A 25,290-nucleotide genomic window follows, 5' to 3' on the forward strand; every position below is an offset into this window, starting at 1 on the left:
AGGATGGATGTAACCGAGGAGATCCAAAAATGTTATGTGGCAATGTCAGGTGTTATGCTGCAACCCCGATGCAGTCGAATTTACGTTCAACGCGATAGGCCGCCGCGTTTTCCCCGCCTTCAAAGAGGACTCCATTAGCATGTATTCCGGGGCTGTATGAAGGGCGGGGAAAAATGGTAAGCTGCGAAGCGTTGTTTCGCTGTCGCATAAGCGAGCTTGATGCGCACAGCCGAAAGCAAACGCTTCGCGATGAATTACAAGAAGAGGCCCTGCCCCATGAGTTATGCTGGACTGCAAGCTGAATTTTCATTTTTAGCGCTGCACAGGCGTCGACCTCTCGTGTCGAACAGTTCGTTGGAACGGACGTTCCGCGCAAACGTAGTTCCAACCGATAAGTCCATATTGGCGGAACGCCGCTCAACTCAGTCACGTTATGCCAATAAGGAGAAGTCATGGAATATGAGATAGATTTTTTGCCTGTTGGTGATGGAGAAAAGTCTGGCGATGCAATATGTCTTCGCTATTCATATGATGGAGGCGAATCCTGGCATGTTGGTGTAATAGATGGTGGAACACAGACATCCGGCGAAAATCTATGTAACCACATCAGGGAGCATTACAAGACAAACAACGTGGATTTTCTGATATGCACCCATCCCGATAAAGATCATGCCTCCGGATTATCAGTTGTATTAGACACGATGACAGTAAAGAAGGTGTTGATACACTGTCCATGGGACTACGTTGACCACATATTTGATGCGGTCAATGACGGAAGAATTACAAAACAAAGCCTAAGACAGAGATTGATAGATGGGCATCCGTACGCATATAGCATTTATGAGAAGGCATTAGCCAAGGGCATCCCAATTTACCATCCATTTTCTGATAATAATGATCACGAAATTCCTGCGCTTAGCATTGTTGGCCCGTCAGGTAGTTATTATTTAAGTCAGCTTGTTAACTTTCGATCAATAACTGATATCACTGAAGACAAGGAGCATGAATTCGGATTACTTAAGGCTTTACTTGAGGCCTCAAAGAAGGCTCTTAACTGGATCTCGGAAAGCTGGGATGATGAAAAATTGGTAGACCCAGCTGATGACGCCACATCAAGCGAGAATAGCTCGAGTGTTATCGCGTTTTTCGATTTTGAAGGAAGAAGAGTTATTTTTACGGCTGATGCTGGTGTGCAGGCTCTTGATGAGGCGGCAACAAACATAGAACGGCTCGGGCATCCTCTGCAATCGTTTTCTTTCGTCCAAGTTCCCCATCATGGAAGTAAAAGAAATATTGGCCCCACTGTCTTAAATAGGCTCGTTGGCACACCAAAGCTATTTGGTTCTGATATGCACTTCTCGGCCTTCGTCTCTGCGGCCAAGGAAGGTGCTCCTAAACATCCGAATAAGCGAGTCACAAATGCTTTTAGACGAAGAGGTGGCAAAGTTATCGCAACGCAAGGAAGTACCAAATACCACTTTACTAGCGGAACACCAGACAGAGGTTGGTCAACGGCAGAACCACTACCTTTTTATGATGAAGTAGAAGACGATGATTGATTTGGGTAAATATTTAGAACCTTATGAAAGGAAGGCTCGTTTGTATCCGGCATTGATATGCATATTTCCAATTATGTTAGGAGTTGCAGTGTCATTTAAGGATGTATTTACCGCCCTTTCAGGCTTAGTAGCACTAGCGGTTTCTGTGGGGATGTTGCAGTTTCTTGCAAACTTAGCTCGAGACCGAGGGAAGTCAATAGAAGCAACATTATTTGAACAATGGGACGGAATGCCCTCGGTAAGATTCTTTAGGCATAGGGATTCAACAATTCCGTCTCCTGCAAAAATGAAGTATCACGCTATCTTGTCAAAGGCTTCAAAGATCAAATCCCCATCAGTCGAAGAAGAGAAACAAAACCCAAAACAAGCCGACGAAATATATTTATCGTGGTCGGATTTTTTAAGGGGAAAAACACGTGACACGAAGAAATACAACTTATTGTTCAAAGAAAATATTGGCTACGGCTTTAGGCGCAATCTCTTTGGTATTAGGTGGTTTTGTGTGGTTTCATCGTTAATTGGTATTGGATTGACCAACGCCGAGATCATTATGGGCAAACAGACTACGGATATAACATTCGCGGTGTCGTTATTGTTTAGTGTATATGCAGTGGTTTTTCTGTTCGTGGTAAATAGGGCTTGGGTTAAAGTCGTTGCTGATGCTTACGCGAAACAGTTAATAGAGGCAGTAAATGCATAACAATCCGCTACACAAGGACAAAATTACTCGCTATCGCTCGCAATTTTTCCTGTGAGCGGTGGCGTTATGCCGTAAGGTTTCCGCACCAGATACGCCAGTCCATAACCACTATGTCTCTCATCTCTTAACCACAAGGCTCGAAACATGAATAGCACACTCGAACGGTTTCGAATTATTGGCATCCATGGACGGAAGACCGTCGATGTTGCTATTAGCGAAAATACACTTGTACTTGTGGGCGAAAATGGATCAGGAAAAACAACCTTTCTTCGCATCCTCTTCCATTTCCTGTCAGGCCGTTGGCTCTCCCTGGTTCAGTTTCGCTTCGAATCCATCGTGGCGACGATTGGGGGTGTCGAATACAAGGTTTCTCACGAGGAGCTGGTCAAAGCATTCAAAGGAGTCGACCGTCGCTTCCTAGCAGAAATGCCACCTTCATTGCGACGCAGAGTCATGGAGTTCTTGGAAAAGGGTGACCTTGAACGGGTCGGTATTGAGCTTGAGCGTGCAGGAGGTCGCTATTCCATTCCTACAGAGGTTCTCCTCCGGCAATTGGAGTTCTTTGAAGAACCTCCGCGAGGTGCCAAGAAGGAACTGCAAGAAGCGATTAGTCGCATACAAAAGGCTATTCGGGCCCAAGTCCTGTACCTACCTACCTATCGCCGCATCGAACGAGAGTTGAGCAGCATTTTCGAGGGCATTGACCCAGACGATTTTCGTCGCCATCGGAATAGGCTGCGTCAAAACGAGTCTGGGGAGGCATACATTGAATGTTAAACAGCGCCTGAGATTTAACAGTTTTTAGCGGAAAAAAGCGTCGAAATGGTTTGTCCTTGGCCTGACACGTATTCCGCAGAATACGTCAATCTATCAAGTGGTTAAATACTCATTTTTAACAAAGTTGCATGGTAAATGCATGATGCTGACATATGGCAAAAGATGCCGCTGATTAACAGGAAATCATTGACGCGTCTGTCCTGGGCAGGCTGAGTGCTCAAGCCCAAGAATTTCAGCATACCCGACCTTACCCATGGATCCGCATTACGGATTTTCTGTATCCAGAAAAGTTTGACGCGCTTTGCAAGGAGCTTCCCGATCCCGCTCTTTTTGAATCGCAAATCGGCTATAAAAGGGCGCATGGGCAAGCAAGCCATGATCGTCTCGCGCTACAGTATCGCCCGGCACTGGAAAAAATCCTGGCGCCCAGCTGGAGGAATTTTATTCACGAATTACAGAGTGATACTTATCAGGATTTCTGGCGCGAGATGCTCGGGTTAACATCCAGGACACCGGTTATTCTGACCATGCACTGGCGTTATGCGCCATCCGGCGCCTCCATTTCACCCCATACGGATGCCCGGCGCAAAATAGGTTCGCATATTTTCTATTTCAATACACCCGAAGACTGGGAAGAAGCCTGGGGCGGACAGACGCTGGTTCTGGATGATGGTGACAAATGGTCACGTCATTCGGCGCCGGACTACAGCGATTTGCGCGAGGCCGGGGCTTCACAGGTACTGGGGAATCGCAGTTTTCTTTTTGCGCAAACTGATCATTCCTGGCACGCCGTCAAAGCCGTGCAGTGTCCGCCCGGCCATTTCCGCAAGGTTTTTATTGTGGTCGCCAACCGCCTCACCCCGCAGGTGATCTGGCGGCGCATGCGAGGCAAAGACGCCGATGGCTACCGTCTGTCTGGTGGTGTTCAAGAAAAACCAAGTTTCAATGAACGTTAATAACAGATATATGGCAAAAGGAGAAGGTTCATGCGCCACCCCCCATTTTCAACTCAACAATGATTACGGTTATTCGGATTGGTCCTCTTGTTTTCTGTGGTACCTTCGACCTGGGCGGTTACGCTGATGCCCAACGGTGTCCCCTATTTGAGCGTGGGTGCCAGAGCTTTCAATCTCGTCGGTGCGGTCGATGATGACGGCTACAACCAGACTCCGGCTGGATGACTACAGTGATGGTAAGGACAATGAAAATTGTGTTCGCAGCAAAGGCTAAGAATAGTTCCGAGATTCCATTTAAAAAGGAGTATTACCATGACCAACCCTGACAGCAAGGCGGTTTCCTTATGGCTGTGATCGAAGTGGATGGTCGCGCCTGGGGCCTTGGTAGAGTGTCGCAGGACCAGCGTATCGTCGATGATCAACTCAACCATCGGCAGTGGCGGCAAAGCGGACAGGAGCCAACGGACTTGAGCGATGGCCAGAACCTGGGTCCGCAAGGATTCACGCTCCAGGAGTTTGTAATAAGTGGTCCAATGGCAGCGCAGTGAAATATGGCTGAGTGCACGGGTGACCCAGCCATCAGGGGAGATCAGGCACCCGCAAAGCAGTTCGAGGAAGCTGCGCCGCGAGCGGGGCGGCACGGCCGCGAGAAAGTAGGTAATCTACTCTGAAAGGCGGAGGGTAACGAGACGCTGAAAGGACATGGCAGTGATTCCGAAAAGCCTAAAACGCTTCTCATTGGCCGACCCTTTGGAAAAAAGGGTCGGCCGCACGGCACTATCACAGTGTCAAGCACTTTCGTAGCAAAAATAGAAAATAAAACCCGGCGGAGCCGGGCTGAATGTCTAAACTAGAGTATTGTAAATTATCCATTTTTTCGAGATTGGTAATGACAGTAAATATGGCTGCATATGTAGCCTGCAATCACTCTCCCGTCTTTCTATCTCAAAATTACTCAATAATACATTGCTGTAAGCAATCAGTTGGATTCGCCGCACTCGCGGGGTGATTCTGGTTTATTTGCATCCAAAGTCCTTTTGTTTATTGACGTATTTCTCTTGATTATAGATCCCAAGATCTTCTTATGATTAGCGGCCTTAGAGATCGCTTATCCTTCAACAAGCCACGGTGGCATAGCCTGCATTTTTGCTATGCTTTAGGCTCTGACGGAGAATCTGAAAAAAGCGTTGATAGCGTGACAACTCCTGCTCCATAAGCAAACCATGATCAGCCATGCGCTTCTGATCGGTATCGTTGGGTGTCCGTTCTTCATTGAGCGACTCAAGCTCGACTTTCAGTGCATGCCATTGTTCATTAACTAGATCGTGTCGCAATTCCAATACATTCAGAATCTCCAAAATTGTCTGATCGTCGAACACAGGTTCCTCTTTAACTGATAGTAACTGTTTGGATTTCATATGAACCTCCATGACCATTTATCCAGTGACCTCTTTCTGGGATAGCTGAGAATGCTTTTTAAAAAGCATCCTCAGATTTTGAATCAATGACCGCTATAAGTAGCCATTTTCGTGGTACGACCACGGAACACCCAGATTTGGTATGCGTTATAGCCTACCATGATAGGGAAGAAACCCGTCATGAACAAAGTAAACACGGCGATAGAGTCGGTCGGATTTGCCGCCTGCGCTATCGTCCATGTTTCCGGTACGATGTAGGGGAACATTGTTGCCCACATGGCAAACCACATCAGGGCGACTACACCTTCACCCCAGAGCAACGCCGCGAAATCCTGACGACTGGAATGCGCCATCATGGACTTATAAGCGAAGAACAAGATGAATAAAATCCAGATGAGCCACACCCACCAGTAGGGACCCGTCCACTTGGCACTTACCCAAGGGAAGATGGCATATGACCATATCAAGGTGATGACAATGGCCCCCAACGCGAGCAAAGAAAACAGATTGGTCCATTTTACGGCGCGTTTATAAATGGGATCCTCATGATCAAAGCGCGCGCAAAGATAGAGTCCGCCAGCTAAACCTCCAGCAATGACTGCTCCAATGCCTGTCCAGATACTGAATGGGCTGAGAAAACTGAAAGGGCCTCCGGAAAAGTGCGGTATGGCATCAAAAGCCGACGCATGCGCAGCAGCAACTCCCTCAAGCGCAATACCATGTTGCATGGGAAAGCCTTGTAAAGTCGCTCCCAATGCGACACCTGCCCCAAAAGGTGCTAATAGACTGCCCAACGCGAATGCCAAACCCCAGGATTTTTTAGAGCGGATAGCATGCCCATGAAACTCAAAGGCGATAGCGCGAGATATAATACCCCATAGGGCGAAAGCCAAGGGAATCAAAAGATAATTGAACGTTGACCCGTAAACCAGGGGAAAGGCTCCAAAGATCACGCCACCGGCTACCACCAGCCAGGTTTCGTTGGCGTCCCAAACACCCGCCATAGAGGCCATGATTGCGGCCCTTTCCTGTTCATCTTTAGCAAACAAGGCAAACACGCCAGCACCAAGATCTGCACCATCAAGACCTATATAAAACAAGAAAGACAAACAGAGGAGCAGCCACCACCAGGTAGACAGTGTGGTGGCAATTCTTGCAAGATCAAACATTGATTTTCTCCTTTAGCGGGCTCATACGTTTTTGTCTAACGTAGGTTTGGCAAAAGTCGGTTTAACAAGACCTCCGCCAGCTTTTTCTCCACCGTCTTTTCCGCCTGTGTCTTGATGGAAAAGCGTATCTGAATGGGGGATACCGTCGGTGCCTTTGGCGATGACGCGACTGAAGAAATACCAAGAGCCGCTCCAAACGGTCAGTTCAAAAATGATATAGCCAACCCACCAGAAAACCTCCTGACCAACCGTCATATGACTGACACCTTGATATGTGCGCATGAGACCGTTCACCAACCATGGCTGCCGTCCCACTTCACGCGTCCACCAACCGCACCAGACGGCCAGATAGGGTAGAAACGCGGAAAACACAACCGTTCTCAGGAACCAGGGGCGCTTACGCAGATCTGTTGCATTGAGCTTGCCGGTCAAACGTAACCAGTTCCCCCACAGCGCCACAAAGAAGAGGAAGAAACCTATAGTTACCATGATCCGGAAAGAGTAGAACGGAACCCATACGTCCGGACGATCCTTGGCTGGAAACTGGTCCATACCAGGAACGACGCCGTTCATAGTGTGGGTTTCGAGCATACTTAAAACATGTGGAATGGTAATGGCGAACACGTTGCCCGTATTCTGAGCATTCGGGAAGGCGATGATATGCCATCCAGTATCTACCTTCCCGTCAGGCAGGTAAGTCCGATAATGTCCTTCCATAGCTGCCAAAGAAGTTGGTTGTGTTTGGGCTACAGTTCTTCCCAATCCGTCTCCCAACCAGATTTGCGCGGGAGTAATAATCAAAAGCGCTAATAAAGCAGGCCTGAGAATCCTCGTAAAAAGATCGGCATTACGGTTTTTAAGGATGAACCAGGCGCTAGCGCCTACAGTAACAAATAATGCCAACTCAATCGTGGCTACCCACATATGGGGAAATCCCCAGATGCAGTTCTCGTTGAAAATGGCACTCCACCAATTCTTCACCTCAAATAGCCCATGTTTCAGAAAGATGCCGTCTGGAGTTTGCATCCACGAATTGGCTACCAAAATCCAGAAAGCGGAGAGAGTTGATGAAAGTCCAACATTAAAAGTGGAAAAGAGATGCATGCCTTTCCCGATCTTGCCCCAGCCAAAGATCATGAGGCCGATGAATCCGGCTTCATACATAAAGGCTGTGATGGTTTCAAAACCCAGGATATTGCCGAAGAATGGACCGACGGCTTGGGAGAAAGGACCGTAAAGGATGCCGAAAGCCATTTCCATGGTGACGCCGGTAGCGACGCCGGCACCGAAATTGATGATAAAGATTTTTTCGAAGAAACGTTCCAGACGATACCAACGCTCGTTGCCCGTTCGTAGCCACGCTACCTCAAGAGCGAAGAGTATCCAGGCCATTCCGATCGTAAGAGGCGTGTAGAGTATATGCAGGGACGTGATCCATGCAAAATCCAAACGACTCAAAAGCACCGGCCATGTGTTTTCCAGTAGCATAATGAAATCTCCGTTATAGTTGATTTGCTAACATCGAATCTATGCAGATTCCAGTTAGCTACAGGCAATAATCATACCTCAGAAGGTTAATATATTAACATTTTGATTTAAAAATGCTTTTCTTTAGTGATTTTTTACGATTTAGAGAAAATGGTTCATGTAAACCGCAACCACTGGTTTATATGAACCGCTACGGTTGATATGAACCGTTTTTTGCTGCGAACTGGGTGTGGATCCATGAGGTTTGCCCAACGCACAGTCTCTGGTTGTTCCGTTGGAACTCGTCATCACCGTCAGCCTGCAGATTTTCACCGGAATCGCCATGGTCTTGGATTGTCTTGCTATGCTTCCTTTTTATATGGATGGTGGGATCGTTGCTGGTCGTCTATTCATCGTGCTGGCACGGCCTTGGTTGCTGGGCACCCGGCCAAGCCGACGCACCTTATTTGATCTCTTCCCGGCTAGTCGACGCTGGCACACCATCATCCAACAAAGTTACCGACCCCTGCCCTCAATGCCATCGTCGATGGCGCCTTTCTTGCTTTTGCCACTGGGGAAGCTGTCCTGGGACTGCTTATAGTATTCACATGGTACGTGCTGGCCGACAAAAATTTAGTGTTTCTTGACCAAGATCAAGGAAATACCCTATCGAAATGCCCGACTATAACCCGTAGATGTTTCGCTATGATTCATTGTCAACGGAGGGAAGCTATGACTACAAACATCCCACCCCAGCCTCATATGCATCTTCGTGTCGACGCTACCTATCCCTTTGACGCGCGTGGCGTAGCCAAACGCTTTCGCCATGCCGCCATTTTCGGGGCCTTGGATGCTCTACACAGCGGAGAAGCTATGGATTTCATTAACGATCACGATCCATTGCCGCTTCTCGACCAACTACACCGCCGTTACGGTGATGGGATCGATTGGGTTTACCTGGAACGCACACCACACATGATACGGATTCGCTTCAGTAAGATGGGGTAAGTGCTGATCCGTAAAAGGGGTGCGGTTAGGCCCAGGAATTGTTGACCTGAATCACCGACTATAATAGAGGCTGTTGGTTGATCGCATTTTCTCATCGTCGGCCACTAGGCCAAGGAGCTTTCACATGAACGACAATAGCACGCAACAAGGATTAGCAGGGCACGGAGCTTTTTTCCAGGACACGAACTTATCGGCCAACGAGGCGGAAGCGGCCACGGCATGGGTACGCAGCCACGTTGACCGGCGCACCATGGACCTGGGCGAGCGGATGGATGATATACGTGATCACATGTGGGAACTGGAGAAGGAAGGTGAGATCATCGTCCACCGCATCAATCCCGGACACCAAGCGAAAGTGGTAAAAACCCTCTATGGTTGGGACAAGAAGATCCCCACCAATCGTCTCTGGCACCACAAGAGCTGCGGACAGTGTGGCAACATCCCCGGCTATCCCACCAGCCTCATGTGGTTCATGAACAAGCTGGGCATCGACTACCTTGATGAGACCGACCAGACTTCCTGCACTGCCTGGAACTACCACGGCTCTGGTATCGGCAACGTGGAGTCTTTGGCTGCTGTCTTCCTGCGTAACTTCCATCAGGCCTACGTCTCCGGCAAGCAGCACGGCTTCGAGAATGGCTACTTCTATCCCTTAGTGCACTGCGGCACCTCCTTCGGCAACTATAAAGAGGTCCGCAAATATCTCATTGAGTCCGCTGAGCTACGGGAGAAAGTTAAAAAGATTCTCGGCAAGCTGGGACGCTTGGTGGATGGTAAGATCGTTATCCCTGAGGAGGTGGTCCACTACAGCGAATGGCTGCACGTCATGCGCCAGCGAATTGCCAGCGAATTACAAACCATCGACGTTTCGCACATTCGGGTTGCTGTACATCCTGCCTGCCACGTCTATAAGATGGTGCCAGAGGATGCAATCTACGATCCTGAAATTCTTGGTGGTAACCGGGTCGCTGTTACTACATCAGTAGCCATGGCCTTGGGTGCGCAGGTGATAGATTATTCCACCTGGTATGACTGCTGCGGTTTCGGCTTCCGTCATATCATATCGGAGCGTGAATTCACTCGTAGTTTTACTATGAACCGAAAGATAAAGGTAGTAAAAGAGGAAGCTAAGGCTGACGTGTTGATTACTCACGATACGGGCTGTGTCACCACTATGGACAAGAACCAGTGGATCGGCAAGGCGCACGATATGAACTATAGTGTACCCGTCATAGCTGACGTGCAACTGGCTGCCCTGGCCTGTGGCGCTGATCCTTTCAAGATCGTCCAGCTCCAGTGGCATGCTTCGCCCTGTGAAGATCTGGTGGAAAAAATGGGCATCAGCTGGGACAAGGCCAAAGCCGACTTCCAGGAATACCTCAAACAGGTCGAGCAGGGGAATGTGGAATACCTCTACAACCCCGAGCTCGCCATTGATCAGCACATCAACATGAATGCCGATTGATGTTTCTTGGTGCAGTTTAGATCAGCATAGGGGACGGCATAAGCCGCACCCTGCCACACCACCCAGTATGCGAGTTCGCACCGGGCGGTTCGAGGGGTTGGGGTCATGGGAGTCTGGGGAGGCCAATGTCGCCAGGGTATTTGGCCGTGATGTGCAATGTTGGCGCTGTTCCGGCTGAAGGGCCGGCGCCGCGAATCTGGACCATCGGCCACGGCGCGCGTTCCCTGGAAGAATTTATCGACATGCTCCGGGCCGACGGCGTGCAGGAATTGGTGGATGTGCGCAAGATGCCGCGCTCCCGACACAATCCCCAGTTCAATGGCGACACCCTGCCGACGGCCCTTGCGCCCTTGGGGATCGGTTATCGCCATGCGGAGGCCCTGGGCGGGTTGCGCCGGGGGCGTGTCGATTCCCCCAACGGCGCCTGGCGCAATGCGAGTTTCCGCGCCTATGCCGATTATATGCAGACGGCGCCTTTCCAGAAAGGATTGGAGGCCTTGGAGACCTTGGCGCGTAGGCGCAGGACGGTCCTCCTGTGCGCCGAGACCCTCCCGTGGCGCTGTCATCGCTTTCTCATTGCTGACGTCCTTACCGCCCAGGGTTTTACCGTGGATCACCTGCTGACGCCAGGGCATGACCAGAGGCATTGTTTGAGCCCTTGGGCGCGGCGGCGTCCCGATGGCGGGATCTGGTATCCGGCCCCTGATCCCCTTCCGCTCCAAGAAGGTTCCCACAGGAGTCCATGATGGAAATACGCCTCGACTATGGCTTGGTATCCCCCAACGGCATCCGCAGCCTGCGGGATCTGGAGACTTATCTCCATGGAAGCGACTTGAAACCAGCGCTGCTGGAACTGGTGAAGCTGCGCGCATCCATCCTCAACGGCTGCGCCTTTTGCATTGACATGCACAGTAAGGAAGCCCGCGCTCGGGGCGAGATGGAGCAGCGTCTTTATGGCCTCGCCGCTTGGCGGGAAACGCCCTTTTTCAGCGAGCGCAAATGCGCGGTGCTGGCCTGGACCGACGCCATCACCCGCATCGACGAAGGCGTCTCGGACGCGCTCTATGCAAACGTCCGCCGTTATTTCGAGGAGAAGGAACTGGTGGATTTGACCCTGGCCGTCGTGGCCATCAACGCCTGGAACCGCCTGGCCATTGCCTTCCGCACCCCCGCCGGCAGTTATCGGCCGGATCTGGACCGATAGATGGGATACTACTTCCGCCTCAGCCCGCGACCGCCCTTTCGCCTGGACCTCACGGTCTGGGCGCTGCGCCGTCAAGCCCACAACCGGATGGATGGCTGGGAGAGCGAAACCTATCGGCGGGTCTGGCGCTATGGGGACGGATGGCTGAAAGTCCGGCTCTGGCAGACGCAGGGCGATCCCGATCCGTTTCTGGAAGGAGAAATCTACGAAGGCCCCCAGGACGAGCGGACTGTCTCTTGGGTCCGTGCGCAACTCACCTGGATGCTGAGCCTGGATCGGGATCTCGGCCCCTTTTACGCGGTGGCCGCTGCCGATCCTCGTCTTGCGTCCCTGGCGGCGCGCTACCGGGGTCTCCGGCCACCTCGTTTCCCCTCCCTCTTCGAAGGACTGGTCAATGCCGTCGCCTGCCAGCAACTGAGTCTGCATCTGGGTATCACCCTCCTCAATCGCCTCTCGGAGCTCTGCAGGGAGGGGGTGGGAGAAATGGACTGGGTGTATCCTTTCCCGGATCCCCGCTCTCTGCTGCGACAGGAGGTGACGGCCCTGCGTGATCTAGGTTTCAGCCGCCAGAAGGTGACCGCCTTGCGCGCCCTGGCGGAAGAAGCGGCGGCCGGCGGACTAGAGCGTGAAGACTGGCAGGGCCTGCCCAACGCCGCAGCCTTACAGCGTCTGCTGCGTTTGCGCGGCATCGGCCGCTGGTCGGCAGAGTACGTCCTGCTGCGCGCCCTGGGGCGTCTGGACGTTTTTCCCGGTGACGACGTGGGGGCGCGCAAGGCCCTGGCCCGCTGGCTGGAGACAAACAGCAGCTTGGATTATGCCCAGGTCGCCCATCGGCTCCGGCCATGGCAGCCCCACGCCGGCATGGTATATTTTCTATTGTTGATGCGGCGACTGGAAGGAGAGGGACGTATGTGGAACCCCAGCGATGAACTGCCCATGTCCCAAGCGGATCAGGCGGACAGGCGGTAATTGCGCAGGATTTCCAGAAAGCGGCTGATCAGCTCCGAATGCCCCTGAATGTGGAAGATATAACGCGGCACACTCCGTTCCGTACTGCGAGCCATGAAGGGCTCTCCCCAAAAGCTCAGGAGGGCCTCCGTCCGCCCCGTCGCCGCCGAATCCGCCACGATCAGGGAGATGCTTTCCTGATTATCGATCCAGGTGGGTTCCTGAACTTTATCCGCGCCTGGGCAGGCGCGGATAGTGGGCAGGATTTCTTCCCACAGACGGCGCTGATCTTTGTCCAGAATGAAGCGCATGGTCGTTATGCGTGGATTCTCCAGGGCCGGCCGGAGCAAGGCATCAAACAATGCCGGGGGCTTGTACATGGTAAGGCAGACATTGAACCAGATCATTTCGCCGCTGGCGTGGGCCAAGAACTCCGTGCTGACCTTGCGGATCCGGTTCGGCCCGATGAGTACGGCATCGGGAGGCAGGAGGCCCACCTCGATTTCACGCAGGCTTACCTGGACGGCCGCAAGTCGGCCCTCCAAACGCTCCATGGCCCTTTCCCGGCGCATATCGCGTAGAAAGAGCAGAGCGATGAGCGCAACAGTCAGGGTAAGTAATACCTCACCCTGAATTAGGTGCAGGAGTTCCATGACGATGGCCGTGACCGCCGCGATAACGCCTGCGATGGCATCCCATTCCAAATTGAGCAGGCGTTTCGTGTGCACCATTACCCCTCCATGATGACGTTTTCCAGGTTTACAGGCGACGGAAACTTTCCGGTTGGATCCCACTGGTTTCTGTCCCGAGGCCAATGTTCTGGGAGCGGGTACATCGCCAACCCCGTCATATTAATATGGATGCCCTGAGATGCAAGGATCGTCCGCTTTTGGCCTCATGGCAAAGGGCGGGGGATTCTGGTCTTCGTCCCGGCGCGTAGACTCAGCCCCAAATGATGGATCATTCCGGCCAGGGTGATCACCCAAGCGAGCAGAGCCAGATTGAAAAAGACATGTCCGAGAGGGAGTAAAAAGGGCAGATCCATGCTTTGTGCCATATGGAGCGTGCAGAGGCTGTACATGCCGAGGGGGAATACGACGCCCCAGTAGAGAGGATCGTAACGCATCGGAAGCCTCTTGACTCCGTGGCGCCAGAACTCCAAGGCAATCAACAGCGGAATCCACCAGCTTCCGGTGGCCCAGTAAAACACGGTGAAACCCTTAAGGAATGGTAGAAGGGAGTGCAGATATGGTGCCTTGCCGCCGTTGGCGATGAGCAGGGAACCCGCCAGAGTGGAGATGGCCATGGCCCCCATGTTGATCCAGTACGGCGGCACCAGATCCTCAGCCGAAAAACGGAAGAAAGTGTAACGATAAAAGATAAGCACCACGATCCAGATGTAGAGCATGCCGCCCCAGAGCCACAGGGAGAGGGCAATGAAGTTGAATTCCAGCCGATGCACTGGGTCCCAGTGCGCATCCAGAACGGCAGCGAGCACGGCGAGGGACTGTGCAGCGACCACTGCCAGCAGCCAGATGCCGGTGATGCCTCTCTCCAGAGAAGGCTTACGTTTTTGGATGGTGAAGGTCGTGAAGATGCCATAATTCAGTATCAACCAAAGGACCATGGCAAGTCCCCAGAGCAGCATCCCCTTTTTTTCCTCATTCGCCAAGAGGACAAACTGGCTGCCGAGAATAGCGGATCCGGCTACCACAGAAAAAAAACCTGGACCGCGCTGGTAATCCTTGAAGTCCACGCCCATCCACCGACCGAAGCGCAACATGCGCCAAAAAGTCAGAAGCCATAAAATAACGTAGAATGTTCCGTTGAGCCAGAAGAGCAAACGGGCGAGGAAAAAATCGCCCACCGCCTGAGCTGCCAAGGAGACAGCACCTGTAGCCATCACCAAAGCGAAATAGGCAGGAGCCAAGTTCTTGGCGGCGGAGTCTACCAGGCGGGGCAGTCTCATACGATTCCTTTCCATATCGCAGCCCTCTCCGTAAGATTTGAATGATCAGTCCCGCGATCCTTCCTCAGCGGAACGCAGGATACCACCCTTGTGGTAGGCCACATGGCAGCTTTTGTCGCTTTGAATGGCGTATTGCGGGTCTTCCGGGCTCGCATGGTGGGTATAGCCGTGGACCGGAAAATCCTGGTCGTGGATGCCAACGATCCGTCCTATCACCCTGCCTACCTCCGAATTCCAGGTTACGTGATCGCCCAGGGCAAAACGTGGTACCAGTAATTTCTTCATGAGGCCTCCTCAGCGCCAAAAGCTTACGTAGAAACGTGCTGGGCCCAGGAACTCCACTCGGTGCGGCAGATCGGGCGGTATCCATGCAGGCCGTGCCGGACTCAGGATCCAGGCGCGGGCGCTGCCGTCTTCCAGGCAATATCGCAAGTTCCCTTCCAGGAGCACGATGCGCCCCCAGACCCCGGCTTTGGTGCGATGCTCATGGAGCAGCCCGGCGGGGGTGTCGTCATCGGTGAACTCCGGTGTGCGCTGGTATTCCATCAAGGGCACGGGCGGCTCGGGCAGGGGCAATTCCGCCCCATCTTCCCCGGTGTCCAGATATTGGCGTTTATCCCGCATATGCCGCCACTGCTCGGCATCGGGTAGGGCTGGCTTTTTTTGAATGATGACGGGCCAGCGGCGTGCCAGGCGCGCGTTGAGTTCCGGATATTTTTCCATGCCGTCCGGCAAATCTACGTCGCGGAAGATGGCGTCTACCGGACACTCGGGCACACAGAGGGTGCAATCGATGCATTCGTCCGGATCGATGGCCAAAAAGTTAGGGCCTTCGTGGAAGCAATCCACCGGGCATACTGTGACGCAATCGGTATACTTGCAGCGAATACAGGCTTCTGTAACCACATGAGTCATTGAATATTCCCCTTAACGTATGCCCCGAAAATGCCCTCAACACCAGATCTGCGGGATTGCGCTCGCCCCATTTCCGAAAATCCATCAAAACTGATCAACATGTCGATAAACAGATAGATTTTATCTGTCCCGCGACTCGCCCGCGTTATAGTAACCGTCGAGCCCCTCTAAACCACATTCTCCACGATGAACCCAGATGGCGGAAATTTTCTGGATAGGGTGCACTGGCGCCGAAGTGGCTCAGGCCTAGGGTCGCGCTCCCTTCCCCCATTCGCCGTCACAGCACTCGTGATTAGTCAATTTTCGGTAGGAATCAGCGTCTGGATTGTTCACTCTTGAAAACATCGTTGTTTTACTAATATAAAAAATACTTCAATGCACTAATGATATACATCCCGTGAAATGGGGTGGTAAAACCCTTGTGCTGACCGGGAGCCAAAATCCGTCCAAGAGGCTGCTTCCACCGTCCTCTTTGTCCGGTTTTCCATACACCACTCTTTTTTGATGTGCATAGTGTACTCCTAGCCTGGCGTCAGTAACCCGAGAACTCCTCTGTGCGGATGTTGTCGTCATTGACTCCCGCTTCATTTAGTAGGTTGCGCATCGCATGCACCATTGATCGTGGACCGGCGACGTAGTAAATGGGGAGCGTCAGGTCACCAATGAATTTCAGAAGCATGGCTTGGGTGATGAATCCGATCTCTCCATGCCACGCTCGGCTTGACTTTTCCACTTGCGTCATCGTGCCGATAAAAGAGTAATTCGGATTTTCCTTCTGGGCTTCCATCAGTTCTTCCAGAAACGCCGCGTCTTCCGGTCTGTTATTGGAATCGAACAGGAAAATCTTGTGGGGAAGCTTGTCGTGCGCGGCTTGAAGAACGATGCTCCTGACAGGAGTAACTCCGACGCCTCCTGTGAGGAAGACGGCAGGAATGCGCGCATTGTTGTGGAGTGTGAACGAGCCGCCAGGACCGTTCAACGTGAGCTCCGCACCAAGCTCCACTGTTTTTAACACCCGCTTGAATGCGGTATCGCGCATTCGGGTCGTAAACATAAGAAAGTCTTCATAAGGCGCGCTCGCTAGAGAAAACCCTCGCGTGTTGCCCTCGGCGTCAGTTTCAGCGGGGTTGATCAGTGTGAAGTCAGCGTATTGGCCTGCTTTGTAAGTAAACCCTTCTGGCTTTTCAAAATAAAATGCCATTGTTCCAGCAGCGATTTCCTGTTTTCTTTTTAATTTGATTTTGCAGATTGTCATGGTGCAATTCTCCTGACCCTTGCTGGAATTATAGTGCATGCAGCAACGTCTCGCATAGCCATCGACCGGGATAGGAAATGCCTGCACCGGAAAATTGGCCTGGCGCCGGATGCGTGCCTGCTCAAATTCAGGCGTCAGCGAGTAGCTGACGGCTGCGTTCGGCGCTCGGACGGGTGCTCACAAGATTGAACCAGGGGCCGAGGTGGGGTAATGCATGGTCGAAGGGTTGCCCCACGCTGTCAGCGAAATCGAGCCAAACGTAGAGCCAGATATCGGCTGCAGTGAAGCGCTGTCCGCACAGATAAGGGCCATTGCCGAATATACTGTCGAGCCAGGCGGTACGGTCTCGGGCGACCCTCTTCAACCCGTCTGCCGCTTCTGGTGCCACCGGGATTCGATCCTTAAATCGCTCCAAGCCTTCTGCATAGTGATAGGCGTTGTGAATGAACTCTGTGATGTTCAGTTCCACGCGTCGCCACCATTGCCGCGTTTCAGTGCGCTCGATTGCAGTCGTTCCGATCAGCGCGATCTGCGGATTCTCTTCTTCGAGGTACTCGGCGATCGCCACTGCCTCAGCCAGCACCCGCCCGTCATCAAGTTGCAGCGCTGGCGTCTGTCCAGCGGGATTAAGGCTAAGAAATGGCTCGCCCCGGTTCTCACCCGCGAATACGTCGATAGTAATGCTTGGAATCGTCAGATGTTTTTCCAGAATGAACATCCGCAGGCAACGTGGCGCTGGACTGTGTGCATCGTAAAGCAGCATAGCGGGAATCTCCTGTCACGGGTCGGCAATATAACGCCACTAGAGGTCAGCGTAGTGGTGCCATTTCTAAGTGCCAAAATTGGAGCCTCAAACAGGGGCAAGACTGGACGATTTTTGGGTGTTTCGCAACCGTCCTTTTGGGGTTCTTTAACAAATGCCTTGACGTGCAGTAACGTTTCACTTTGAAGATGAGTAGGTTGGCGCTGCTATTCATATCATCCATTATCCACCTGCTGGCATCATGATTTTACTGTACCAGACAATGCAAAAAATGGTCATAACAAACTGAATAGTTATAAGAATATCCTGTTGTGAGGGGCATTCCTGACGCTGATCCCTGAAAAACTGGACAATCATAGGCGCTTTTTGGCGGGATGATGCTTACTGGGGCAGAGGAACGATGGATGACCCGAGTGTCGAAACCCTTGATAGCCGGACGCTCAAATTTGATGGTCACATAGCGACCGGCAGATGGGCTAGATGGTAGGTTTTTTGGGGACCCGATGACGGTATTGCTCTGGCGTCAGGTCCGTCATGTCCGAGCCGATGGCTTCAATGGTCGAGGCAGGAACTTTGTCGGCATCAAAGAAAGGGGCCGATTCGGTCCAGCCTATATCAATCTTCAACTTTGTGGCGGATAAACCCAATCGCCGGCGCCGCACGTTACAAAACCATGCTACAATCTCAGGTGTTGTTAGCAGTTTTTAACTCTTGCCTAAAGACATGGGATCTATGACTATGAAAGCACTATGCTACGTTTGCGATGCTGAACTAGGCTTTTGCCAGATGCTACTCCATTCCAAGCGGAGACTTTGTGTATTCAGTCTCTGCATTAGTCCAAATGCCCAACATGCTCATTTTTAGGTGTGCACTCATTCCAGTGCTCCGTAAATTTGAGTTATTGCGAGGGAGAATTAATGCCACATGCTGAGTTGGTTTCTATTGGAAAATTATCTAAGGAACAGGTTTCGACTACCGAAAAGAATAAAAAATATTCAAAGCAGACTCAGACGTGGTCAGAAAGCATGTTGTGCGCATGAATTAAGCTTATAAGCCTATCCTACAGGCTGAGGCGGCTGAAACATTATCGAAGGAGTTCTTTATGAGTCATTTGCTGGATCGCCTGAAGTATTTAGTTCGTTACCACGAATCCTTCTCGGATGGACATGGTGTCAAATTGCAGGACGATCGGCTCTGGGAAGACGCATATCGGCATCGCTGGCGGTATGACAAGGTAGTACGCACGACTCATGGTGTAAACTGTACAGGCGGTTGCAGTTGGAATGTCCATGTCAAAAACGGGCTGGTTGTTTTTGAGATGCAGGCACATGATTACCCAAAAACGCGCCCAGACCTACCCAACCACGAACCTCGCGGTTGTCAACGAGGTGCCAGTTTTTCCTGGTATTTATATAGTCCTCATCGTATCAAATACCCCATGATCCGTGGGCGGTTGCTGGAGCTATATCGCCATGAAAGAGCCACGGGGAAAGATCCAGTAGAAGCTTGGAGAGCCATTCAGGAAGACCCAAAAAAACGCAGTAGTTACATCGCGGTGCGTGGATTGGGCGGTTTCGTCCGCAGTAGCTGGGATGAAATCAACGAAATCATTGCGGCTGCGAATATTTATACCATATTACGTTACGGACCTGATCGTATCGCCGGATTCTCCGTCATTCCTGCAATGTCGATGATCAGCTACGCTGCTGGAACACGGTATCTTTCATTGATTGGGGGCGTACCACTGAGTTTCTATGATTGGTATTGCGACCTCCCACCATCTTCACCTCAAGTCTGGGGAGAGCAGACCGACGTACCAGAATCAGCCGATTGGTATAATTCTACCTATATCATCGTAGCTGGAACCAATATTCCGGCGACACGTACCCCTGATGCTCATTTTTATTCTGAAGTCAGATATAAAGGTACCAAAGTCGTCGCGATAGCTCCAGATTATGCGGAATACGTAAAATTTGCCGATGAGTGGTTACCTGTACGAGCGGGCACCGATGCTGCGTTATTTTTAGCAATGGGTCATGTGGTATTACAGGAATTCTTTTTGCAAAAAAGGACATCCTATTTTCAAGATTATGCAAGACAATTCACTGACCTGCCGATGCAAATACTATTAAGACCGTTGGATGATACCCGATACACCAGCGATCGCTTTTTACGGGCCTCTGATTTTGATAATCAGCTGGGTCAAAATGAAAATCCCGAATGGAAAACTATCGTTTATGATTCGAAAAGCGAGAGTTATCGATGCCCCAAAGGATCCATAGGTTTTCGGTGGAGTCAAACTGAGGGTAACTGGAACCTGCTACAAGAAGATGCGACAACGAACGAATACATTGAGGCAGAATTATCCTGCTTAGGTTTACAAGATATCGTGCTCCAAGTGGTTTTCCCTGATTATGGCAATAGTGACGGCCAAGCAAAGCTGTTTGAACGCAAGATCCCGGCGCGCCGTTTACAAACTACGCATGGTGAACAATTTGTTTGTTCCGTCTTTGATCTGTTGCTTGCACAATATGGCGTCAACCGTGCCGAAATCGAAGGCACGACCGATGCAAACTATACAGATAGCAATCAGCTTTTCACTCCAGCTTGGCAGCAAGGCATTACCGGTATTCCACAAGAGAATTGCATAAGAATCGCGCAAGAGTTTGCGGAAAACGCCGTGCTTACACAAGGGAAGTCCATGGTGATTGTCGGTGCCGGAACCAATCATTGGTACCATAACGATATGAATTATCGGTCAATTATTAATCTTGTGCATCTTTGTGGATGTGTTGGTCAAAGTGGTGGAGGCTGGGCACATTATGTTGGTCAGGAAGCACTTCGACCCCAAGCTGGGTGGTTACCTTTGGCTTTTGCTGGCGACTGGCATCTACACTCGCGCCAAGCAGCGGGGACTAGTTACTGGTATTTACATACGGACCAATGGCGCTATGAGCGCGTCACCGCTGATAGCCTCATGCATCCTGCCGCAAAAGCCAGCTACAAAGGCCATACATTGGCAGATTACAATATTGTAGCCGAGCGTTTGGGATGGCTTCCCGCCGCACCCCACTTTCAAAGTAACCCATTAGATATCGCCGAAGCCGCCGGTCAGGATTCCAAAGGTGTTGCGGATTATGTTGCTCATGAACTTCATAATGGACACCTCACTTTTGCCAGTGAAGATATTGACCACCAAGAGAATTGGCCGCGCAATCTGTTCGTCTGGCGCAGTAACCTGATCGGTACCAACGCGAAAGGTCATGAATACTTTCTCAAGCATCTTCTCGGGGCCGAAAATGCCGTGCTGGGAGAAGATGGCTCGGGCAGAGCTTCGCAAGAAATCCAGTGGCACGAGAAAGCCCCCGTTGGCAAGCTGGACTTAATGATAGATATCAACTTTAGGTTAAATAGCACTGGGGCCTATGCGGATATTATCCTGCCAACGGCTACATGGTACGAAAAGGACGACCTGAACACCACAGACATGCATCCCTTCATCCACCCTCTTGGTGCTGCAGTGGATCCAGGTTGGGAAAGTCGCAGCGATTGGCAGATTTTTCGGCATTTAGCCAAAAGCTTTTCAACACTTGCTGAAAAACATCTCGGGAAAAGAAAGGATTTGCTTGCTATTTCACTACTTCACGATACCCCTAATGAGCTAGGACAAGCTGTGGGAGTCAGCGATTGGAAACGTGAAGGAAAAATTCCAGAGCCTGGACGTACTTGTCCAAATTTTGAAATTGTGGAACGTGATTATCCGCATATTTATGAACAGTACAGCAGCATTGGACCGCTGCTGGCCACTCACGGCAATGGTGCAAAGGGCGAGCATTGGGAGACCGGGCAAGAAATTTCGGAATTGCTGGCGATTAACGGAACATTCCCTTCTTCAAGAAAGGGTAAAGAAGACGCTCGCCCCTCCCTTGAGAGTGATATCAACGCATGCAATATGGTTCTTCATCTCTCCCCGGAGACTAACGGAGAAGTGGCGCATAAAGGATGGCTGTCGTTGAGCACCAAAACTGGACTTTCTCTAACCAAACTTGCCAACGATCGCCGGGGTGAGAAATTTAGCTTTCATGACTTGCAAGTACAACCCCGAAAGGTGATTTCATCTCCTTCATGGAGTGGTCTGATGTCGGAAGAAGTCAGTTACAATGCTGGATATGTAAATGTGCACTATGCCACGCCCTATAGAACACTCACCGGACGTGGTCAGTTTTATCTGGATCATGAATGGATGTTGGATTTTGGTGAAGGTCTTTGTACCTATCGCCCGCCTTTAACCACACACGCCGTCGCAGGCTTGCCTGAGGCCATCGCCCAACAGGGTGGCATCGTATTACGGTTTCTTACGCCACACGACAAATGGGGAATTCATAGCACCTATCATGACGATTTGCGCATGATGCATCTTTCCCGAGGGGGTCCCCATATCTGGCTCAGCGAGAAAGATGCCGATCAGCTTAAAATATCTGACAACGACTGGTTAGAAGCAGTTAATGAAAATGGTGCCCTTATGGCACGTGCGGTGGTGAGCCAACGCATTCCAGAAGGGGTGGCCATCATGTATCACCAACAGGAAAAAACACTGAATGTTCCAGGTGCGCCAAGCACAGGTAAACGTGGTGGCATCAATAACAGCGCTACACGAGTAATTGTAAAGCCGACCCATATGATCGGTGGCTATGCACAACTCGCCTGGACACTGAATTATTATGGACCTGTCGGAAGTCAGCGCGATGCTGAAGTACTGATTCGCAAGGTAAACGATGCACAAATCTCGTGGATGGAAAATCAGTTAGGCTCGGATCTAGAGACAGAACTGCGTCAAGCAGTGGAGGAAAGTCAATGAAAGTACGTGCACAATTTGCTCTCGTTTTTAATCTAGATAAGTGCATCGGTTGTCATACATGCTCGGTGACCTGCAAAAATACCTGGACCAACCGTCGAGGAACGGAATATATCTGGTTCAATAATGTCGAAACCAAACCAGGAATAGGTTATCCCAAAAACTGGGAAAATCAGGACCAATGGCATGGCGGGTGGATATTGAAGAATGGTAAGTTATCCCTAAAACAAGGTGGTCGTTTCTGGGAGCTGATGACTATTTTTGCCAATCCACATTTACCCGAGATTTTGGACTACTACGAACCTTTTACGTACGACTATGCACATCTCCTCAATGCACAATTATCAGAAACAGCACCGGTCGCACGCCCAGTTTCACTGGTGAGCGGTCAGGTTATGGAAAAAATTGAATGGAGTGCGAACTGGGAAGATCAATTGGGTGGTACTTATCAAACGCGATCTGTCGATTACAATCTTAGAGATGTCCCAGGCAAAGACCTTTTGGGGGAATTCGAGAAAACCTTTCTTTTTTATTTACCACGCATGTGTAACCATTGCTTAAATCCGGCCTGCGTTGCTGCGTGCCCTTCTGGGGCCATTTATAAACGAGAAGAGGATGGCATTGTTCTCATTGATCAGGATCGCTGTCGCGGTTGGCGTATGTGTATCTCTGCGTGCCCATATAAAAAGGTATATTTCAATTGGGACTCCGGTAAATCGGAAAAATGTATTGCTTGCTATCCCCGAGTTGAATCAGGATTGCCAACTATCTGCTCAGACACCTGTGTGGGGCGTATCCGTTACAATGGCATTATGTTGTACGATGCAGATCGCATTGCTGAACTGGCCGGCACGAATGAAGAACAGGATCTTTATGAAGCACAAATGAACATTTTTCTCAATCCGCACGATCCAGAGGTAATCGCACAAGCACGACTCGATGACGTTCCAGATTCCTGGATTGATGCAGCACAGCGCTCACCTATTTACAAAATGGCAATGGACTGGAAAATAGCACTGCCTTTGCATCCTGAATTCCGAACCCTCCCCATGGTCTGGTATATCCCTCCTTTATCGCCCATGGGGCGCGAAATATCACCACGAAATATTCCGAGTAAGGCAGAGGACATAATTCCACGCTTGGAATCATTGCGTATACCAATCGACTATCTAGCCAGTCTTTTTACGGCGGGGAACCATAAGCCAGTAATCGCATCGTTGAAAAAACTCATTGCAATGCGAGCCTATCAGCGCAGTCTACATGTTCAAGGCGTGCCTAATACAGAGGTTTTAGACGGAGCCGATTTGGACGAGGCCACCGCTCAGGATATGTATCGGTATCTGGCCATAGCCAATTATGAAGATCGGTTTGTGATCCCTACCAGCCATCAGGAAACCATGATGGATGATCCATACGATTTTCAAGGACAAAATGGCTTTGTGTTTGGTAACGAAAGTAGTGTGGGTATCAGCGCTGGAGAGCTATTCCCAAGGCGTCGCAAAGAAACACCAGCGGCGAACGTGCAGCCGCTCCATTTCGTTCGGCACCGGGGAAACGTATGAGCATCTTTCATCAACCCATTTTGCACATTGTGGCACTGCTACTGGATTATCCAGACGACGAACTCCTACAGAACCTACCAGAGATCGCCTTCGCACTAGAATCACTAGACAATGCACATGAAAAAGAAGTTGCTATGTTGCACGATCACATAAAGTGGATGCAAAGTCTGGCCCCTTTGCAATTAGAAGCTTTATATGTGAATACATTTGACTGGAATCCCAGTTGCGACCTGCATCTGAGTAATCACATCCTTCCTGAGGATGATCGTGGCCGAGGCGACGTTCTCGTCCGACTTCTTGAATACTACTCTACTTATGGATGGGCTCCAGGTGCTCGGGCGTTGCCAGACTTCCTACCTGTTGTTTTGGATTTCGCGGCAACCTTAGAGATAGAGGAGTCTTACATCTTTCTGAGCAGCGCAGACGAAAGTATTCAGATATTGCGAAACAATCTTTCAGAAATACAGAGTCCCTATGCCCGTTTATTAGAACCAGTACTGTATCGCAGTCATTTTCTTTCACCTATTTCATCAGGAGTTTCTGTATGATCTGGTCTTGGAATATCTTCTTGTTTGGCATCTATCCTTACATAGCCGGAACAATATTCTTGTTGGGTTCAATTATTCGCTATGAACGTGAGCAAGCCGGCTGGACTAGTTATTCCAGTCAGATTTTGGCGTCGAAACGCTATATGATGTGGGCGAGTAATCTCTGGCATATAGGCATACTGACGCTTTTTCTCGGTCATTTTACGGGATTTCTGACCGACACCCTGGAATGGCTAGGTTTAGATCCTGTCGAGCATCAATGGCTTGCTGCTAGCGCAGGTATCACGGCTGGAGTGGTGGCAATGGTTGGTGGAGTTATGCTTTTATTACGCAGAGTGCTTGATCCAAAAGTGCGTTACGCTAGTCGCCCTATGGATATTATTATATTAGTATGGTTATTGATCACACTTTGCTTTGGTTTGGGCACCCAATTCATCAGTGTGCCCGAAGTGATTCATGATCATGTCCAAAATATGGAAATACTTATTCATTATGTTCGAAGCATTGCCGAGTTTCAAGCCAATCCGCAGCTCATTATAAACATCCCATTGATCTATAAGATACACATGTTTTGTGGATTTACTGTATTTCTCCTTTTTCCCTTCAGTAGGCTAGTGCATATATGGACCGTACCATTAAATTATGTTGTCAGGCCTTATCAGTTGGTACGCTCAAAGATTCGTTCCGTCGTTTAATAGAGAGAATACATCTTCTATTAAAGCGGAATCGTTTGGGAAAATTCGATTAATCAT

At 50.5% G+C, this 25,290-nt stretch carries 24 protein-coding genes and 1 pseudogene; 15 read left to right on the forward strand and 10 right to left on the reverse strand.

Annotation, left to right across the window (positions count from 1 at the left end; translation table 11 throughout):
• Nucleotides 1-452: 452 nt before the first annotated feature.
• The 5 genes from GCD22_RS12425 (at nucleotide 453) to GCD22_RS12445 (ending at nucleotide 4,217) form a co-directional block, all read left to right on the forward strand.
• A complete protein-coding gene (locus GCD22_RS12425; RefSeq protein WP_024894908.1) occupies nucleotides 453-1,559 on the forward strand; it encodes a ComEC/Rec2 family competence protein in 1,107 nt (368 codons plus the stop codon).
• Complete coding sequence (locus GCD22_RS12430; protein ID WP_024894907.1) at nucleotides 1,552-2,259, forward strand: hypothetical protein; 708 nt, start codon at nucleotides 1,552-1,554, stop codon at nucleotides 2,257-2,259. Before GCD22_RS12425 ends, GCD22_RS12430 begins: the two co-directional genes overlap by 8 nt.
• 144 nt (nucleotides 2,260-2,403) lie before the next feature.
• A complete protein-coding gene (locus GCD22_RS12435; protein WP_024894906.1) occupies nucleotides 2,404-3,036 on the forward strand; it encodes a hypothetical protein in 633 nt (210 codons plus the stop codon).
• Nucleotides 3,037-3,524: 488 nt separating this feature from the next.
• Entirely contained in the window at nucleotides 3,525-3,992 is a 468-nt protein-coding gene (locus GCD22_RS18580) for a 2OG-Fe(II) oxygenase (RefSeq protein ID WP_024894905.1), read from the forward strand.
• Nucleotides 3,993-4,079: 87 nt separating this feature from the next.
• A complete protein-coding gene (locus GCD22_RS12445) occupies nucleotides 4,080-4,217 on the forward strand; it encodes a hypothetical protein (RefSeq protein ID WP_235180109.1) in 138 nt (45 codons plus the stop codon).
• Nucleotides 4,218-4,333: 116 nt separating this feature from the next.
• Here GCD22_RS12445 and GCD22_RS19000 read toward each other — a convergent pair.
• The 4 genes and pseudogenes from GCD22_RS19000 to GCD22_RS12465 form a co-directional block, all read right to left on the reverse strand.
• Nucleotides 4,334-4,654, reverse strand: a pseudogene (locus GCD22_RS19000) (hypothetical protein); the annotation flags it as partial.
• Nucleotides 4,655-5,107: 453 nt separating this feature from the next.
• Nucleotides 5,108-5,410 carry a hypothetical protein gene (locus GCD22_RS12455; protein WP_024894903.1) on the reverse strand — a complete coding sequence of 101 codons (303 nt, stop codon included), beginning with the start codon at nucleotides 5,408-5,410 and terminating at the stop codon, nucleotides 5,108-5,110.
• Between the two features lie 83 nt (nucleotides 5,411-5,493).
• Nucleotides 5,494-6,579 carry a cytochrome d ubiquinol oxidase subunit II gene (locus tag GCD22_RS12460; RefSeq protein ID WP_024894902.1) on the reverse strand — a complete coding sequence of 362 codons (1,086 nt, stop codon included), beginning with the start codon at nucleotides 6,577-6,579 and terminating at the stop codon, nucleotides 5,494-5,496.
• A 21-nt stretch (nucleotides 6,580-6,600) separates the two neighbouring features.
• A complete protein-coding gene (locus GCD22_RS12465; RefSeq protein ID WP_153940805.1) occupies nucleotides 6,601-8,067 on the reverse strand; it encodes a cytochrome ubiquinol oxidase subunit I in 1,467 nt (488 codons plus the stop codon).
• Between the two features lie 244 nt (nucleotides 8,068-8,311).
• Between GCD22_RS12465 and GCD22_RS12470 the strand changes: the two genes are divergently transcribed.
• The 6 genes from GCD22_RS12470 to GCD22_RS12495 all read left to right on the forward strand — a co-directional run bounded on the left by GCD22_RS12470 (nucleotide 8,312) and on the right by GCD22_RS12495 (nucleotide 12,692).
• A complete protein-coding gene (locus GCD22_RS12470; RefSeq protein ID WP_024894900.1) occupies nucleotides 8,312-8,647 on the forward strand; it encodes a hypothetical protein in 336 nt (111 codons plus the stop codon).
• Between the two features lie 131 nt (nucleotides 8,648-8,778).
• On the forward strand, nucleotides 8,779-9,054 hold the full coding sequence (locus GCD22_RS12475) for a DUF2249 domain-containing protein (RefSeq protein WP_024894899.1): 276 nt from the start codon (nucleotides 8,779-8,781) through the stop codon (nucleotides 9,052-9,054).
• 124 nt (nucleotides 9,055-9,178) lie between these two features.
• Nucleotides 9,179-10,519 (forward strand): heterodisulfide reductase-related iron-sulfur binding cluster, encoded by a 1,341-nt coding sequence (locus tag GCD22_RS12480; protein ID WP_139110701.1) that lies wholly within the window; start codon nucleotides 9,179-9,181, stop codon nucleotides 10,517-10,519.
• A 125-nt stretch (nucleotides 10,520-10,644) separates the two neighbouring features.
• On the forward strand, nucleotides 10,645-11,265 hold the full coding sequence (locus GCD22_RS12485; RefSeq protein ID WP_198925999.1) for a DUF488 domain-containing protein: 621 nt from the start codon (nucleotides 10,645-10,647) through the stop codon (nucleotides 11,263-11,265).
• Entirely contained in the window at nucleotides 11,262-11,723 is a 462-nt protein-coding gene (locus GCD22_RS12490; RefSeq protein WP_198926000.1) for a carboxymuconolactone decarboxylase family protein, read from the forward strand. The genes GCD22_RS12485 and GCD22_RS12490 overlap by 4 nt, the downstream gene beginning before the upstream one ends.
• Nucleotides 11,724-12,692: a DNA-3-methyladenine glycosylase family protein gene (locus GCD22_RS12495; protein WP_153940806.1), complete on the forward strand. Its 969-nt coding sequence runs from the start codon at nucleotides 11,724-11,726 to the stop codon at nucleotides 12,690-12,692. It abuts the gene before it with no gap.
• On the opposite strand, the gene GCD22_RS12500 is transcribed toward GCD22_RS12495, so the two are convergent.
• The 6 genes from GCD22_RS12500 to GCD22_RS12525 all read right to left on the reverse strand — a co-directional run bounded on the left by GCD22_RS12500 (nucleotide 12,674) and on the right by GCD22_RS12525 (nucleotide 17,573).
• Nucleotides 12,674-13,402, reverse strand: coding sequence for a hypothetical protein (locus GCD22_RS12500; RefSeq protein ID WP_024894895.1), 729 nt, complete (start codon nucleotides 13,400-13,402; stop codon nucleotides 12,674-12,676). The two genes, GCD22_RS12495 and GCD22_RS12500, sit on opposite strands and share 19 nt — an antisense overlap.
• Nucleotides 13,403-13,566: 164 nt before the next feature.
• Nucleotides 13,567-14,640 (reverse strand): tellurite resistance/C4-dicarboxylate transporter family protein, encoded by a 1,074-nt coding sequence (locus tag GCD22_RS12505; protein ID WP_235180106.1) that lies wholly within the window; start codon nucleotides 14,638-14,640, stop codon nucleotides 13,567-13,569.
• Between the two features lie 45 nt (nucleotides 14,641-14,685).
• Nucleotides 14,686-14,925 carry a hypervirulence associated TUDOR domain-containing protein gene (locus GCD22_RS12510; RefSeq protein ID WP_024894893.1) on the reverse strand — a complete coding sequence of 80 codons (240 nt, stop codon included), beginning with the start codon at nucleotides 14,923-14,925 and terminating at the stop codon, nucleotides 14,686-14,688.
• A gap of 9 nt (nucleotides 14,926-14,934) precedes the next feature.
• Nucleotides 14,935-15,555: a ferredoxin FdxA gene (fdxA, locus tag GCD22_RS19005; RefSeq protein WP_024894892.1), complete on the reverse strand. Its 621-nt coding sequence runs from the start codon at nucleotides 15,553-15,555 to the stop codon at nucleotides 14,935-14,937.
• Between the two features lie 532 nt (nucleotides 15,556-16,087).
• The gene (locus tag GCD22_RS12520; protein WP_024894891.1) at nucleotides 16,088-16,810 is read right to left on the reverse strand and encodes an FAD-dependent oxidoreductase; all 723 of its coding nucleotides are present in this window, start codon (nucleotides 16,808-16,810) and stop codon (nucleotides 16,088-16,090) included.
• Between the two features lie 127 nt (nucleotides 16,811-16,937).
• Nucleotides 16,938-17,573, reverse strand: coding sequence for a glutathione S-transferase family protein (locus tag GCD22_RS12525; protein ID WP_024894890.1), 636 nt, complete (start codon nucleotides 17,571-17,573; stop codon nucleotides 16,938-16,940).
• 1,102 nt (nucleotides 17,574-18,675) lie between these two features.
• On the opposite strand from GCD22_RS12525, the gene GCD22_RS12530 reads away from it, so the two are divergent.
• Genes GCD22_RS12530 through narI form a run of 4 tightly spaced genes read left to right on the forward strand, consistent with a single transcriptional unit; the run spans nucleotide 18,676 to nucleotide 25,233 of the window.
• Nucleotides 18,676-22,431 carry a nitrate reductase subunit alpha gene (locus tag GCD22_RS12530; RefSeq protein ID WP_153940807.1) on the forward strand — a complete coding sequence of 1,252 codons (3,756 nt, stop codon included), beginning with the start codon at nucleotides 18,676-18,678 and terminating at the stop codon, nucleotides 22,429-22,431.
• Nucleotides 22,428-23,990: a nitrate reductase subunit beta gene (gene narH, locus GCD22_RS12535; RefSeq protein WP_065980243.1), complete on the forward strand. Its 1,563-nt coding sequence runs from the start codon at nucleotides 22,428-22,430 to the stop codon at nucleotides 23,988-23,990. The genes GCD22_RS12530 and narH overlap by 4 nt, the downstream gene beginning before the upstream one ends.
• Nucleotides 23,987-24,538 (forward strand): nitrate reductase molybdenum cofactor assembly chaperone, encoded by a 552-nt coding sequence (gene narJ, locus GCD22_RS12540; RefSeq protein ID WP_081577251.1) that lies wholly within the window; start codon nucleotides 23,987-23,989, stop codon nucleotides 24,536-24,538. The genes narH and narJ overlap by 4 nt, the downstream gene beginning before the upstream one ends.
• Nucleotides 24,535-25,233 (forward strand): respiratory nitrate reductase subunit gamma, encoded by a 699-nt coding sequence (gene narI, locus GCD22_RS12545; RefSeq protein ID WP_081577250.1) that lies wholly within the window; start codon nucleotides 24,535-24,537, stop codon nucleotides 25,231-25,233. Before narJ ends, narI begins: the two co-directional genes overlap by 4 nt.
• Nucleotides 25,234-25,290 lie beyond the last annotated feature (57 nt).

This window comes from Acidithiobacillus thiooxidans ATCC 19377 (genome assembly GCF_009662475.1).
Taxonomy (GTDB): domain Bacteria; phylum Pseudomonadota; class Gammaproteobacteria; order Acidithiobacillales; family Acidithiobacillaceae; genus Acidithiobacillus; species Acidithiobacillus thiooxidans.

Bases quoted from the DNA above. Each gene is read 5' to 3' on its own strand.
- GCD22_RS12425 (WP_024894908.1), top strand. From the start codon at position 453: ATGGAATATGAGATAGATTTTTTGCCTGTTGGTGATGGAGAAAAGTCT.
- GCD22_RS12430 (WP_024894907.1), top strand. From the start codon at position 1,552: ATGATTGATTTGGGTAAATATTTAGAACCTTATGAAAGGAAGGCTCGT.
- GCD22_RS12435 (WP_024894906.1), top strand. From the start codon at position 2,404: ATGAATAGCACACTCGAACGGTTTCGAATTATTGGCATCCATGGACGG.
- GCD22_RS18580 (WP_024894905.1), top strand. From the start codon at position 3,525: ATGCTCGGGTTAACATCCAGGACACCGGTTATTCTGACCATGCACTGG.
- GCD22_RS12455 (WP_024894903.1), bottom strand. From the start codon at position 5,410: ATGAAATCCAAACAGTTACTATCAGTTAAAGAGGAACCTGTGTTCGAC.
- GCD22_RS12460 (WP_024894902.1), bottom strand. From the start codon at position 6,579: ATGTTTGATCTTGCAAGAATTGCCACCACACTGTCTACCTGGTGGTGG.
- GCD22_RS12465 (WP_153940805.1), bottom strand. From the start codon at position 8,067: ATGCTACTGGAAAACACATGGCCGGTGCTTTTGAGTCGTTTGGATTTT.
- GCD22_RS12475 (WP_024894899.1), top strand. From the start codon at position 8,779: ATGACTACAAACATCCCACCCCAGCCTCATATGCATCTTCGTGTCGAC.
- GCD22_RS12480 (WP_139110701.1), top strand. From the start codon at position 9,179: ATGAACGACAATAGCACGCAACAAGGATTAGCAGGGCACGGAGCTTTT.
- GCD22_RS12485 (WP_198925999.1), top strand. From the start codon at position 10,645: ATGTCGCCAGGGTATTTGGCCGTGATGTGCAATGTTGGCGCTGTTCCG.
- GCD22_RS12490 (WP_198926000.1), top strand. From the start codon at position 11,262: ATGATGGAAATACGCCTCGACTATGGCTTGGTATCCCCCAACGGCATC.
- GCD22_RS12495 (WP_153940806.1), top strand. From the start codon at position 11,724: ATGGGATACTACTTCCGCCTCAGCCCGCGACCGCCCTTTCGCCTGGAC.
- GCD22_RS12500 (WP_024894895.1), bottom strand. From the start codon at position 13,402: ATGGTGCACACGAAACGCCTGCTCAATTTGGAATGGGATGCCATCGCA.
- GCD22_RS12505 (WP_235180106.1), bottom strand. From the start codon at position 14,640: ATGAGACTGCCCCGCCTGGTAGACTCCGCCGCCAAGAACTTGGCTCCT.
- GCD22_RS12510 (WP_024894893.1), bottom strand. From the start codon at position 14,925: ATGAAGAAATTACTGGTACCACGTTTTGCCCTGGGCGATCACGTAACC.
- fdxA (WP_024894892.1), bottom strand. From the start codon at position 15,555: ATGACTCATGTGGTTACAGAAGCCTGTATTCGCTGCAAGTATACCGAT.
- GCD22_RS12520 (WP_024894891.1), bottom strand. From the start codon at position 16,810: ATGACAATCTGCAAAATCAAATTAAAAAGAAAACAGGAAATCGCTGCT.
- GCD22_RS12525 (WP_024894890.1), bottom strand. From the start codon at position 17,573: ATGCTGCTTTACGATGCACACAGTCCAGCGCCACGTTGCCTGCGGATG.
- GCD22_RS12530 (WP_153940807.1), top strand. From the start codon at position 18,676: ATGAGTCATTTGCTGGATCGCCTGAAGTATTTAGTTCGTTACCACGAA.
- narH (WP_065980243.1), top strand. From the start codon at position 22,428: ATGAAAGTACGTGCACAATTTGCTCTCGTTTTTAATCTAGATAAGTGC.
- narJ (WP_081577251.1), top strand. From the start codon at position 23,987: ATGAGCATCTTTCATCAACCCATTTTGCACATTGTGGCACTGCTACTG.
- narI (WP_081577250.1), top strand. From the start codon at position 24,535: ATGATCTGGTCTTGGAATATCTTCTTGTTTGGCATCTATCCTTACATA.